Source organism: Rhizobium sp. CF080, from assembly GCF_000282095.2.
In the GTDB taxonomy this organism is placed as follows: domain Bacteria; phylum Pseudomonadota; class Alphaproteobacteria; order Rhizobiales; family Rhizobiaceae; genus Neorhizobium.
Window position 1 is genome coordinate 398406 of sequence record NZ_AKKC02000004.1, and the last position, 12407, is coordinate 410812.

The window sequence follows — 12407 nt, forward strand, 5'->3', positions numbered from 1 at the left end:
TTAAAATGGATAACTCATCAGGGGGTTAGGCGAGCTCCACACGGCTGCTTGTTTTTGGACTTCCGAGCTTTCGGCCCAATTTTATCATCGGCAACTCGACCCGGATGTAGGAGACCGAGGAGATGGCGAGAACGACCAGTCCGATGGCAGGCAAAAGCAGGAGGAAAATCGGGCCATCAATTGCATCCAGCAAGCCTGCTCGGCTGAGGTTATAATAGGAAAGCCACAGTGCCAAACCGTGAATCAGATAGACGCCGTAGCTGATGTCACCCAACCAGATCGCAGCGCGTGTTTTCAACAGGCCCCAAAGCGAACCGCCGCCAAGCACACTTAAGAATATCGCAAAGGTCGCCAGGAGATCCGGCACCACTGTGCCCTGCGGGGAAGTCGCCAGAACAGGCAGGCAAAATAGCGCGGCGGCATGGAATGCCCGCGATGTTATCAAGCGCTTGCCCACGGAGTTATTGTAGATCAGGGATGCGGCGATACCGCACAGAAAATGTGCCGTGCAGAGCAGTTCCAAACCCAGGTCTCCGCGGATCCAGCCGTAAAGTGCAAGCGTGCCCAGGCCTGTGAGTACCCCCGTAAGGAGGGCCTTGCGGTTCATGAACCGCGACATCAGAAACAAGACTGGTAGTCCAAACAGATAGAACTGCCATTCGAACCGTAGAGACCAGTTCACGCCAGCGATCAATGTCCAGCTTTTCTCAAATCCGTTGATATTGGGGCGGCCAACCGCGCCAAATAGCAGCCACTTCCCCAGTTGGCTTCCGAGCTTGCTGATCGGCACCAGCACCTGGAATCCTGAAAGAGCGAAAATAACGGTAAACATTACCAGCATGACAAGGATGTATAGCGGCGCGAGCCGGAACAGCCGGGAGATATAAAGCGAACGCCAGTTCACTTTTCCCGTGATGCATTTCTCTGTAAACAGGAAGCCGGTGATCATGAAGAACAGTGCGACCGTCGTCTTTCCAAGTTGAAAGACGACAGCGTTATCGAGACCGTACCATACGCCGGAAGAAAAATAGCTGTATGCAGCCATGCTATGATGGAACATCACCCCATAGGCTAAAAGGCCGCGAAGCCCGTCGAGAGCGCCGTAGCGATTGCTTGATGCTGTTACGACAGGGCTTATCAGGGCTGACTTGACGGCAAGGCCGGATGCAAACATCATACACGCGTAGAAAAAGCAGAAAATGAGAAATGCTACGAGTGGAGATGTTGCTATACTCGAGACAACATTAACCATTTTTTCTCGCCTTGTGCCCGCAGCACAGAAATGTTCGATTCACCCGGCGTGGCAACGCTACGACTTTAACTCATTCAACCGCGATCGTTTCAGACGACTGGAGGTTGTTCAGACGGGCGTAAAGACCATCTTTGCGCTTCGCCAACTCCTCGTGCGTGCCTTCTTCAACGGCCCGGCCTTCATGCATTACGATGATCTTGTCGGCGTTGACGACGGTCGACAGGCGATGCGCGATGACGACCACGGTCCGTCCCTGCATAGCTGAATCGAGCGCCCTTTGTACGGCAGCTTCGGATTCGTTGTCGAGCGCGGAGGTGGCCTCATCGAGAAGAAGGATCGGGGCATTGCGAACGAGTGCGCGCGCGATCGAAAGTCGCTGTCGCTGGCCGCCCGACAGCGTCATGCCATTTTCTCCGACCGGCGTTTCATAACCCTTGGGTTGCATAAGGATGAAATCGTGGGCGTGGGCGAGGCGGGCCGCTTCCTCTACGTCGGCATCGGTTGCCTCCGGTCGTCCGTAGCGAATGTTGTCGCGGATCGTCCCTTCGAAAAGATACGGCTGCTGTGTCACGTAGGCCAAGGCGTGGCGCAGAGAGGCCTTGGTGACATTGGCGATGTCCTGCCCGTCGATCAGGATTTGGCCTTCCGAGGGATCGTAAAATCGCGGGATCAGCGAGATGATCGTCGACTTGCCGGCACCCGAGGGGCCGACAAGAGCGGTTGTCTTGCCGCCCTCTGCGATCAAATCGACACCCCGCAGGATCGGGGCGCCGGTGCCGTAGGCAAACACAACGCCCTTCAGCTCGATTTGCGCCTTGGTCACCGCGAGGTCAGGCGCATTGGGTTTTTCTCGCTGCAACGGCTGCATATCGAGTAGATGATAGATCATTCGTGCATTGATGACGGCCCGTTCGATTTGCACCTGCATTCTGGCGAGACGACGTGCCGGATCATAGGCCATCAACAGCGCGGTGATAAACGCGAAAAATGCACCGGGGGGAACGTTGTCATAGATGGATCGAAACGCCGCGTAGCCGATCACGCTTGAGATCGCAACACCTGCGAACGTCTCAGTCAGCGGTGCGGTGCGTTCCGAAAGCCGGGCAATACGGTTGCTTTGCCTTTCGGACGACTCGATTATGTTCCGAACCTTCTGTTCTAGCTGCTCCTCCATCGTGAACGCTTTGACTACCGTGATACCCTGGATCGTTTCCTGCATGGCACCAAGCACTTTGCTGCTCACCTCGATGGCTTCGCGGGTTACGCTGCGCAGCCGTTGTGATACATAGCGAAGCGCAAAAATCAGCGGCGGAGCCACGGCAAACACGATCAGCGAGAGGACCCAGTCCTTCGACACCATCACGACAATCAGCGATACCAGGGTCAGCAGATCGCGGGCGGTCGACGTCACTGTCAGATTCAGGACATCTCTTATTCCACCAATATTTTGGCTGACTTGCGCTGCAAGATGAGCGGAGCGCGCCTCCGCGAAAAACCCCACCGAAAGCTTCATGAGATGCGAATACAGACGCCGCTGGTAGCGTGCGACGATATTGTTGCCGATCTTGGAAAGCGTCACCGCCTGACCATAGGTCGCAAGGCCGCGAATGACGAAGGCCGCAAAAATCGTGGCGCAGATGCCCAGGACCATATCGGCACGCTTGTTGGCGAACGCCTCGTTGACCACGGATTCCATGATCCAGGCGGTAAAGGCGGTGGACATGGCTGTCGCAATGAGACAGAAAATCGCAAAGGCGTAGCCCCGGATATGATCCTTGCCGTTCTCGGCGATCACCCGCTTGAGGACGCTGGTTACGGTACCCGAGTCCAGATGGTGCTTCTTACTTTTCTTGGCGTTCAATAGGTTTTCCCGCTCCGGCATGCTCGCCGGAAGTTTGCGCACATGCGGGCGTATTAAACGCTTGCCGTTCATTTTGCCACCTTCGGAAACACGATTCGGACTGCCTGTTGCATTCCCGCAAGGGCACGGTGGCGACTTGGCCCTGCGCAGAGCGCCCTGTGATTCAAAAGAGGAACCGTGTCACAGGTTATATCTTCCGACGCTCGGCGAGAAACCGAAGCGTGGGGCCTCGGGTCTTCGTTCGATGGGGTTGCTACTGTTGAGCACCTTGAACGAGAGCGGAGGGACGGAACGACAGGAGCAACCCGCTGCTTGCATGGTATGCAAGGCCTCTAACGGGGAGGCCGCGATGGGGAACGACTACAGGACGGCGAGATGCGAAGCAGATCCATGCGACGGTTCACGCCTGGCACAAGCGAAAACCTCGTGGCCTCTCTGACAAAAAGGCATGGGCGCTCCTCAAGAACGGCCCATGCATCTCCCAATAACCAGCCCAATACGGAGCGCGACTAGAACGGGTCCTAGTTGGAGCGCTCACAGTCAGGAGCAGTGGAAATTCGAACGCCGTCGGGACGACCGCGATTGCCGCCCCGCTTCCCGTAACCGTCGATATCATAATAAGCGCGGTTCACCGACCTTATACGCGGATCATCGAGATATCTTGAAGCTGCGGCCAAAGCCTGGCGGGGGCTGCAACCCGGTCGGTATCTGCGCTCAGATCGCCGATCTTCGCGATATCGCCGGTCGTCGTCGCGATAGTAGCGCCTGTCGTCGTCCGGTCTTCCGATCCGAACGCCCCCGTCGCGCAGGTTGAATTCCACTTGGGCCGCTGCCGGTCCAGGCAGGATGCTTGTCCCCAAAAGCAAGACCGACATGCCCGCCAGCACAGCAAACTGTTTCGCTTTCATTTCTTCCTCCAATGTTGGGCCCCACATATAGCCTTATCAAGATGAACAGGAGCACAACAAATTCATCCTTCTACTCAGTGGGCGTTTGCCTGCCGGGAAAACTAAAGCGATCGGCACAATGTTCCATTGGTGAAAATACGTAGCCCTACGCCAAAATTGGGTGGAGGTATCCTCCTGCGCATCGCAACGCGCGCTCGCGTTAGGTTTGAGGCCAAAGCGGGCGCGCAACAATAGTGAAACCATGGGGATGGAATGGTGCTGCTAGAGAGATTTGAACTCTCGGCCTCTCCCTTACCAAGGGAGTGCTCTACCCCTGAGCTATAGCAGCGTCAGCCGGCGCGAAAGACCCGCGTCGTCGGCAGCGGCCTATTGCCATAGGTTCACCGGCAGCGCAAGCAGCAAATTCCAAGTTCTTTGTCGATGGCTGAGGAAAACATCGCTTCGGCTTTCAAGAATCCCGGTTTTTGGGTATGGAGAGCCATGGCGAACGACAACGAACTGCACGATTCTGACGGCGGAGAGACAGGCGAAAGCCGGGGAGACCGGCACCGCAAGGCTATGCAAGCGCGCGAGGAACAGCGCAAAGCGAAGGCCGCGGCCAAGCTTCGCGAGAATCTGATGCGTCGCAAGACCCAGGCCCGCGCCCGCCGGGCCGGCGAGGAGGATTCGACCCAAGGGCTGCCTGCCGCAAAAACGGACGAATCATTGTAGCTTATGCGCCGAGACAGGCTATTCGGGCAGGCCATTTTAGCAATCATTGAAGCAGCGGCGGATTTCGTCTAAGGACGCCTCCTTTCGCGCTCAGAAGGAAGAGTTACAACTTATGGATCGCATCAGAATTGTAGGCGGCAACGAACTCAAGGGCACCATTCCGATCTCGGGAGCGAAGAATGCCGCTCTGCCGCTGATGATCGCCTCCCTTCTGACGAGCGATACGCTGACGCTCGAGAACGTGCCGCATCTGGCCGATGTGGAACAGCTCCTGCGCATTCTCGGCAATCACGGTGTCGACGTCGCCGTCAACGGCCGCCGCGAGCGCCAGGAAGAGGGCTATTCGCGCACCATCAACTTCACCTGCCGCACCATCGTCGATACGACCGCCCCTTATGAGCTGGTCTCGAAGATGCGCGCCAGCTTCTGGGTCATCGGGCCGCTTCTCGCCCGCGAGGGCCAGGCGCGCGTTTCGCTGCCGGGCGGCTGCGCCATCGGCACGCGTCCGGTCGATCTCTTCCTCGAAGGCCTGCAGACGCTCGGCGCCACGCTGGAGGTCGACGGCGGTTACGTGAACGCCACGGCCCCCAAGGGCGGTCTGATCGGTGCCACTTACGTCTTCCCGAAGGTCTCCGTCGGGGCCACCCATGTGATGATGATGGCTGCGACGCTCGCCCGCGGCACGACGGTGATCGAAAACGCCGCCCGTGAGCCGGAGGTCGTCGATCTCGCCAAGTGCCTGACCGCCATGGGCGCCAGGATTTCCGGCGCCGGAACCCGGACCATCACCATCGAGGGCGTCACGTCGCTCTCCGGCGCGCGCCACCGCGTCCTGCCGGACCGCATCGAGACCGGCACCTATGCCATGGCGGTTGCCATGGCCGGCGGCGATGTCCTGCTGGAAGGCACTGAAGCCTCGCTGCTCGACAACGCGCTCGATACGCTGCGTTTGGCCGGCGCCCATATCACCGAGACGGAAACCGGCCTGCGCGTCGTGCGCAACGGCAACGGCATCCAGCCGGTCGACATCACCACCGAGCCTTTCCCCGGCTTCCCGACCGACCTGCAGGCGCAGTTCATGGCGCTGATGACCCGTTCCTCGGGCGTCTCGAACATTACCGAGACGATTTTCGAGAACCGCTTCATGCACGTGCAGGAGCTTGCCCGCCTCGGCGCCAGGATCTCGCTGTCCGGCCAGAAGGCGCGGGTCGAAGGCGTGCCCCGGCTGAAGGGCGCCCCGGTCATGGCGACCGACCTGCGCGCGTCGGTGTCGCTGGTCATCGCCGGCCTTGCCGCCGAAGGCGAGACCATGGTCAGCCGCGTCTATCACCTGGACCGCGGTTTCGAGCGGCTGGAAGAAAAGCTCACCCGCTGCGGAGCGGTGGTCGAACGCGTCAGCGACTGATCGTTCCGAAAGGCCGATATTTTGCGAAGGACGGTAGGGGCATTGCCCTTGCCGTCCTTTTTTGCATTTCTATCTCTTGCATACGCCCATCTTTGATCCCGCCTCATATTGTTTGATCCGGCACCCACGGAGATTTTCCCATGACCGATGCTTTAGCCCCCGTCTGGTTCATCACCGGCTGCTCCACCGGCTTCGGCCGCGAGCTTGCCAAGCTGACGATCGATCGCGGCTGGCCGACCGTGGTGACCGCCCGCGGCAAGGATCGCGTCGCGGATCTGGCCGATGGCAAGGATCATGTTCTGGCGCTTGATCTCGACGTGACGGACATGAAGCAGATTTCCGATGCGGTCGCCGCCGCCGAACAGAAATTCGGCCGCATCGACGTGCTGGTCAACAATGCCGGCTATGGCTATCAGGCCTCGGTCGAGGAAGGCGAGGAGGACGAGATCCGGGCGATGTTCGACGCCAATGTCTTCGGCCTGTTCGCCATGACCCGCGCCGTGCTGCCCGGCATGCGTGCGCGGCGCAAGGGCCACATCCTCAACATCACCTCGATGGCCGGCTTCATGGGCCTTCCGAGCTCCGGCTATTATGCGGCGAGCAAACATGCAGTCGAAGGGTTTTCCGATGCGCTCGCCCATGAAGGCGCGCCGCTCGGCATCAAGGTGACCTGCGTCGAGCCCGGCCCGTTCCGCACCGACTGGGCCGGCCGCTCGCTGAAGCAGACGCCGAGCAGGATCGCCGACTATGCCGAAACCGCCGCCGCCCGCATGGGCGCGACATCCGGCTATAGCGGCCGCCAGCCGGGCGATCCGGTGCGCGCCGGCGAGGCGATGATCGCCGCCACCGAGGCGGACCAGGCGCCTCGCCACCTGGTATTAGGCGCCATCTGCTATAACGGCGTCACCCAGAAGCTGAAGGAGCGGCTGGCCCAGATCGAGCTCTGGGAGGAAATCAGCCTTTCCGCAGATTTTCCCAGCTGAATGTCGGGGGCGGGGGCGAATGGTGCCCCTTTGCAGTCATCGATTGCATGATGTCAGCGGATTGAGCTGAGCGTCGCGATTTCAGGACCTGATGCTGACGCTATCCAGGATGCAGCACAAACAGGCTTCTCGAATTGAGCGAAGACCGATCCGTTGGTTATATGGCGGCACACTGCATTTGGGTCGGTGGCATCGAAGTCGCTATCGATCTGTTCAACCCGGGGAAGGGGGAACTCATAGGTCGTAATATATGCGAGCTGGCCAGGCTTGGCCTCTATCGGCATGACCGATAGGCTGGTGGCGGTGATAGTGCCGAGCCACAGCTTGTCTTCGGCAAGGTCGACCAAACCACAGATTCGAGGCGTATCGTGCTGGTCGAACTCGCGATCCAGGCCAACGAGGACGCTGGCTATCGCATCTCGCGGGTTGTTCCCTGCCTTCAGCCGCTCATAAATTGGTCGGGTGTGGGTGCCGTTGCTGACCACGGCAAAACGCGCATTCCAAATCAAACATTCATAGGCGATGTAAGGGCTGTCTGACATCGCGTCGGCGCTTCCGGGCTGGGCAATGATTTGCACCGTGTCGCCGAGCTTTTCTGCGTTCCGGTTTGGGAATGACCTGCTCGACACTCTGTAGGCGGCGACGAGATCCCCTTTTCGACTGCGACCTACTCCAACAATTCGACCAACATACATCTCAAAAATTCTCCTAAGCCAATATGGCGGCCATCGTAGCAACGACCCGTCAGCCTGCCCAGATTGCTTATTTCGAAATACACCACTGACTTTTCGTCCGTCGTCAGGTGGCCACAGCATCGGCCGCGCGGGATCGGTTCAGGACTGACGGGCGTCGTAGTGAACGCGGTTGTCCTCGATTTCTGCCCGATGCGTAGCCGCCCAATCGGCGAGTTGCCGCACCGTTTCCGAGAGAGAGTGCCCGAGCGGCGTCAGCGTGTATTCGACCTGTGGCGGGGTGCTGTGGCGAACGGTTCTTTCGACCATGCCGTCGCGGTCCAGCGTCTTGAGCGTCCTCGTCAGCATCTGCTGCGAAATGCCGCCGACCTGCCGCTTCAGCTCGTTGAACCGTAGGGCACCCAGCCGAAGCGATACGACGACCTGGATCGTCCATTTGTCGCCGACCCGGCTGAGGATTTCACTCACGCCTCTGCAATCGGCTTCCGTGTGCGAAACAGTCACATCCATCTGACCAACTCCCAAAGATATGCTTTTGACGGGCATTTTTAGGTCACATAAATGCTCGTGGTCAACATTGTAGACCTTGTCTCTGACCAGAAACGTCGGGATGGGTCCACCACAAGGAGACCACCATGAACCTTTTCTATTATCCGGCCGCCTGCAGTCTGGCCGATCACATTGCGCTCATCGAGACCGGGCTTCCCTACAAGCTCCTCAGCATCAACCGTGAGAAGAAGACCGAGGACGGTCGCGATTTCCTGTCCATCAACCCAAAGGGCTATATCCCGACCCTCGAGCTGGAAGACGGCGTGTTTCTTACGGAGAACCCCGTCATTCTGAACTACATCGCCGAAAAGAGCGGCAAGCTTCTTCCGAAAGACGGCATGATCCGGTGGCGGGCGCTCGAGGCTCTCGCTTTCATGGCATCCGAAATCCATGCAAGCTACCAGCCCTTCTTCAGGGACTTCCCGGAGCCGGAAAAAGTGCGGGCCCGCGAAAAGCTGGTGAAAGCCTTCGCCATCCTCGCCGACCAGATGGGTGACAAGCAATTCCTGGTGAGCGACGAGATGACGATCGCGGACTGCTACCTGTTCTGGGTCCTGATGGTCGCGCCCAAGAGCGGCGTCGAACTGCCGGAAAGCCTCGCCAAGTGCTTCGACCGCATGCGGGCGCTACCCTCCGTGATCCAGGCGTTCGCCGAAGAAGGCCTCGGCTGATCGGGTGGCGGTCCTGAACTGACCGCCCACGTTCCGGGCCAGGCGCATCGCGATAAGCGGTCCGTCTGGTCTGGAAGGGCACGCCTGAACCGATGGCCATGGAGTTTAAGCGACCGTTTCGAACGCAAAACCCTGTCATTCGAGGTTCCGCATTTCGCTATCCATCCAGCCGCAGAATTGCCGCACCACTCTCGATTCCGAGCGGCGCTGGTAACGATATGTTCCGGCTTCGACCGGCTCGTATCCGGGCAGCACCACCAAAGCGCCGGATCCTGTTTCCCGTCCCGTGAGGATGGTCGGCGCGAGCACCATCCCGAGACCGGCGACACAGGCGTGAAGAGCCGCATCGTCCGTGTCGAATTCATGGGTGATGGAAAGATCTGCGGGCGAGATGCCGGACGTCTCGCACCAGAGCTTCCAGTCCCAGTTGCCGACGGAGCATTGAAGCGTCGGCAGGTCGGCAACGGTGATCTTCCCGTTGCCGGTCGCTCTTGCCAGCAGGCTCGGAGAAGCAACCGGGCGCCTCAGGTCGCGCGCCAGGAATTCCCATCCTTCGGCCGTTTGCCCTATGCGGAAATGACGGATGCTGACATCGCTGTCCGGGACGGCGGGGAAACTTCGTGCCGAACCGGTCTCCACCCGGACGCGCACCTCTGGGCAGAGAGCGCGAAAACGGTCCAGTGACGGAATGAGCCAGCGCAGTGCGAGCGACGTCGTCGCATGGACGCTGATTTCGGTTTCGTCGCGATAGAGTGCATCGGCCGAACGCTCGATGAGCCCGATCGCCGGCGCGACCTCCTGATAGAGCCGCTGTCCCGCATCGGTCAGGGAAACGGTGTTGCTACCCCGGCGGAAGAAGGTCACCCCAAGCTCGTCTTCGAGCTTCTTGAGCTGGTGGCTCACCGCACCGGAGGTAACGCCGAGTTCAGCGCCGGCGGCTGTCAGGCTCCCGGTGCGGGCGACGATCGTAAACACCCGGACGGCGTTGAGAGAGACGCGATGCTTTCCCTGCATGAATATTCCTCATTCTCCCCTCGAACTCTTCGTTTGAGCACCAGACGAAAATCCAGCACAAGCGAAGCTGAACAGCCCTTGAGGACGGGGGATGCGCTTAAATCACTCTACCCCAACACCGAAGCCATAGCATGAGTAGTCGCCGAGGCCGCATTACTTTCATTAAACCTGCCGTCTCAAAAGCTCCCTGACGCAAGCGCCGCTCTTTCCCGTTCCTTTTCAGAAGCAAACCCGCTCGTGCCCCGAGGTCTTTGATGATTTCCTTTCCACGTCAATTCCGCTCGCCTACAGTCCGTGCCGTTGCCGCCCTGTCGCTGACCCAGCTGATCGGCTGGGGCGCCACGTTCTGGTTGCCCGCGGTGACGGGGCCCGCCATGGCCGGCGACCTGGGCATGGCGCTCCCCATGGTCATGGCAGGGCCGACGGTCATGCTGGTCGTCATGGCCATGGTCTCCTGGCCGCTGAGCGCCATGTTCGAGCGCCACGGCGCCCGCCCGATCATGGTTCTGGGATCACCGCTGGGTGCCGCAGGCCTGCTGGTCATGGCCCTGGCCCATGACCCGGTGGCCTATCTCCTGGCGTGGATCATTCTCGGCCTTGCCGGTGCCGGCATGCTGACCACACCGGCGCAGATCGCGTTGACCGAGATCGCCGGCGAGAAGGCGCGCCAGGCGCTCGGCGTGCTGATCTTGGCCGGCGGGCTGACATCCACCATCGTCTGGCCGCTGACAGGGCTTCTGCAGGCCGAGTGGGGCTGGCGCATAACGACGCTCACCTATGCCGCCCTCATGGCGCTCGTCTGCATGCCGCTGCATTGGGTGACGCTTGCCCGCCAACCAGGGGAAAAATTGACCGCGAAAACGTCGGGCGAGCCTGTCGCCATCGACCGGCCAAGTTTCGTCCTGCTGGCCATGAGCTTTGCCGCCAACGGCTTTTTCACCTGGGGCTTTGCCCTCACCATTATCATCCTGTTCGAGGCTCAAGGCCTCGATCACGCCAGCGCGCTGGCTGCCGCGGCCTTCATCGGCATCGCCCAATGGGCGGGGCGGCTGGTGGATTTCCTCGGCGGTCGGCGCTGGTCTGGTTTCGTCACCGGCCTTGCCGCCTCGGCCCTGTTCCCGCTGAGCTTCATCGTCCTTCTGCTGACAAGCAATTTTGCCGGAGCCATGCTTTTCGCCGCGCTCTACGGCCTCGCCAGCGGCATCACGGCCGTCACCCGCGCCACGCTGCCGCTGCAGATTTTCCCCGCCGGCTCCTACGCCCGCGCCTCGGCGCAGCTCGCCGTGCCCCTCAATTTCGCCTTCGCCGCCGCCCCACCGGCATTCACCGCCATCCTTATCTCCGCCGGTCCCCACGCCGCCCTGTGGCTGGCCCTGGCCATCTCGATCTTCGCCTTTTCAGCGCTCCTCGGCCTTTTGCTGCTGCACCGGCGCACGCTCCGCCTGCAGTCCCCTTGAGGACCCCGGGGACGAAATGCGGCCAAACGGCATTTGGCATCGTGTTTCATCAAAGGCTTGGCAGATTTTAGCCCCGCCGACATCCCCGCGGCCAAGGCGGCGGGCAATAATAACCGCGTCATCGGATGGGAACCGGGTTCGCGAACCGGCTGCCTCACGAAGGTTCGCAAGATCCCGGTTTCGATGATGGTCGTGAATGCGGCGAGGGAGGGCTCGGAAATCCTCCGCAAACCGCAAGAGACGATCGGGGCAGGCGGAAACCTACCTCATATCACTACCCGATGCCCTGCCTGCCCCATTCCCGTCTTTGAACCGTGCCGACACGCCCGTCGGCGCGGATAAAGGTGCATTCCGTCTTGCGCCGCGCCGTTGCTTCTTGCCTCGCCACATCCTATCTCAAGTCTTAAGAACATTCGCGTGAACGCGCGCCTCTGGATGGATATTGGAAGCCATGACCGACTTGAAGCTGCTGGCCCTCGATACGGACGACCTGGGCGTCATTTCCGCCCATATGCAGGATGCGGTCTTCAAGGTGGGCGACGTGCGCTGGTCGCAGGCCGAGAAGAACTTCTCGCTCGCGGCCAACCGCTTCGCCTGGGAGAATGCGGCCGCCAAGCAACGCAAGGGTTTCGAGCGCCACCGCGCGGCCATCGTCTTCAAGCGGGTCGAAGCGGTGCGCTCGACGGGCATCAACCGCGGCCGCACGGACGAGGTCCTGTCGCTTTTGGCGATCACCTTCTCGCAGAAGGGTGACGGCCCGGAAGGCACGATCGAACTGGTCCTTTCCGGCAAATCGACGATTGCGCTCGATGTCGAATGCATCGAAGTTGCTCTTGCGGATGTCGGCGGCGCATGGGAAACGGCGTCGAAGCCCCGTCATCCCTGATCTGGCCCCTTTGCCCCA

11 protein-coding genes and 1 tRNA gene are annotated in these 12407 nt (G+C 60.3%); 6 read left to right on the forward strand and 6 right to left on the reverse strand.

The window, feature by feature from the left end:
• Positions 1-25 precede the first annotated feature (25 nt).
• The 3 genes from PMI07_RS08895 to PMI07_RS08905 form a co-directional block, all read right to left on the reverse strand.
• On the reverse strand, positions 26-1252 hold the full coding sequence (locus tag PMI07_RS08895) for an acyltransferase (protein WP_007759656.1): 1227 nt from the start codon (positions 1250-1252) through the stop codon (positions 26-28).
• Positions 1253-1322: 70 nt separating this feature from the next.
• On the reverse strand, positions 1323-3113 hold the full coding sequence (locus PMI07_RS08900; protein ID WP_037086051.1) for an ABC transporter ATP-binding protein: 1791 nt from the start codon (positions 3111-3113) through the stop codon (positions 1323-1325).
• 1161 nt (positions 3114-4274) lie between these two features.
• A tRNA-Thr gene (locus PMI07_RS08905) sits at positions 4275-4349 on the reverse strand.
• Between the two features lie 152 nt (positions 4350-4501).
• On the opposite strand from PMI07_RS08905, the gene PMI07_RS08910 reads away from it, so the two are divergent.
• The 3 genes from PMI07_RS08910 to PMI07_RS08920 all read left to right on the forward strand — a co-directional run bounded on the left by PMI07_RS08910 (position 4502) and on the right by PMI07_RS08920 (position 7120).
• The gene (locus PMI07_RS08910) at positions 4502-4732 is read left to right on the forward strand and encodes a hypothetical protein (RefSeq protein WP_007759654.1); all 231 of its coding nucleotides are present in this window, start codon (positions 4502-4504) and stop codon (positions 4730-4732) included.
• A 112-nt stretch (positions 4733-4844) separates the two neighbouring features.
• The gene (gene murA / locus PMI07_RS08915; RefSeq protein WP_007759653.1) at positions 4845-6137 is read left to right on the forward strand and encodes a UDP-N-acetylglucosamine 1-carboxyvinyltransferase; all 1293 of its coding nucleotides are present in this window, start codon (positions 4845-4847) and stop codon (positions 6135-6137) included.
• 140 nt (positions 6138-6277) lie between these two features.
• On the forward strand, positions 6278-7120 hold the full coding sequence (locus tag PMI07_RS08920) for an oxidoreductase (protein ID WP_007759651.1): 843 nt from the start codon (positions 6278-6280) through the stop codon (positions 7118-7120).
• A gap of 53 nt (positions 7121-7173) precedes the next feature.
• On the opposite strand, the gene PMI07_RS08925 is transcribed toward PMI07_RS08920, so the two are convergent.
• Together PMI07_RS08925 and PMI07_RS08930 are read right to left on the reverse strand one after the other, a co-directional pair.
• Entirely contained in the window at positions 7174-7815 is a 642-nt protein-coding gene (locus PMI07_RS08925) for an IMP cyclohydrolase (protein WP_007759650.1), read from the reverse strand.
• Positions 7816-7953: 138 nt separating this feature from the next.
• Entirely contained in the window at positions 7954-8322 is a 369-nt protein-coding gene (locus tag PMI07_RS08930) for a helix-turn-helix domain-containing protein (RefSeq protein WP_007759648.1), read from the reverse strand.
• A 125-nt stretch (positions 8323-8447) separates the two neighbouring features.
• On the opposite strand from PMI07_RS08930, the gene PMI07_RS08935 reads away from it, so the two are divergent.
• Positions 8448-9032, forward strand: coding sequence for a glutathione binding-like protein (locus tag PMI07_RS08935; protein WP_007759646.1), 585 nt, complete (start codon positions 8448-8450; stop codon positions 9030-9032).
• A gap of 135 nt (positions 9033-9167) precedes the next feature.
• Here the strand turns inward: PMI07_RS08935 and PMI07_RS08940 are convergent, their stop codons facing one another.
• On the reverse strand, positions 9168-10046 hold the full coding sequence (locus PMI07_RS08940; protein WP_007759643.1) for a LysR substrate-binding domain-containing protein: 879 nt from the start codon (positions 10044-10046) through the stop codon (positions 9168-9170).
• 254 nt (positions 10047-10300) lie between these two features.
• On the opposite strand from PMI07_RS08940, the gene PMI07_RS08945 reads away from it, so the two are divergent.
• Positions 10301-11503: an MFS transporter gene (locus tag PMI07_RS08945; RefSeq protein WP_007759641.1), complete on the forward strand. Its 1203-nt coding sequence runs from the start codon at positions 10301-10303 to the stop codon at positions 11501-11503.
• A 451-nt stretch (positions 11504-11954) separates the two neighbouring features.
• The gene (locus tag PMI07_RS08950; protein WP_007759635.1) at positions 11955-12389 is read left to right on the forward strand and encodes a DUF2948 family protein; all 435 of its coding nucleotides are present in this window, start codon (positions 11955-11957) and stop codon (positions 12387-12389) included.
• Positions 12390-12407: the final 18 nt, after the last annotated feature.

Coding starts and splice junctions, on each gene's coding strand:
- PMI07_RS08950 (WP_007759635.1), top strand. CDS start 11,955: ATGACCGACTTGAAGCTGCTGGCCCTCGATACGGACGACCTGGGCGTC.
- PMI07_RS08935 (WP_007759646.1), top strand. CDS start 8,448: ATGAACCTTTTCTATTATCCGGCCGCCTGCAGTCTGGCCGATCACATT.
- PMI07_RS08920 (WP_007759651.1), top strand. CDS start 6,278: ATGACCGATGCTTTAGCCCCCGTCTGGTTCATCACCGGCTGCTCCACC.
- PMI07_RS08940 (WP_007759643.1), bottom strand. CDS start 10,046: ATGCAGGGAAAGCATCGCGTCTCTCTCAACGCCGTCCGGGTGTTTACG.
- PMI07_RS08945 (WP_007759641.1), top strand. CDS start 10,301: ATGATTTCCTTTCCACGTCAATTCCGCTCGCCTACAGTCCGTGCCGTT.
- PMI07_RS08895 (WP_007759656.1), bottom strand. CDS start 1,252: ATGGTTAATGTTGTCTCGAGTATAGCAACATCTCCACTCGTAGCATTT.
- PMI07_RS08910 (WP_007759654.1), top strand. CDS start 4,502: ATGGCGAACGACAACGAACTGCACGATTCTGACGGCGGAGAGACAGGC.
- PMI07_RS08925 (WP_007759650.1), bottom strand. CDS start 7,815: ATGTATGTTGGTCGAATTGTTGGAGTAGGTCGCAGTCGAAAAGGGGAT.
- PMI07_RS08930 (WP_007759648.1), bottom strand. CDS start 8,322: ATGGATGTGACTGTTTCGCACACGGAAGCCGATTGCAGAGGCGTGAGT.
- murA (WP_007759653.1), top strand. CDS start 4,845: ATGGATCGCATCAGAATTGTAGGCGGCAACGAACTCAAGGGCACCATT.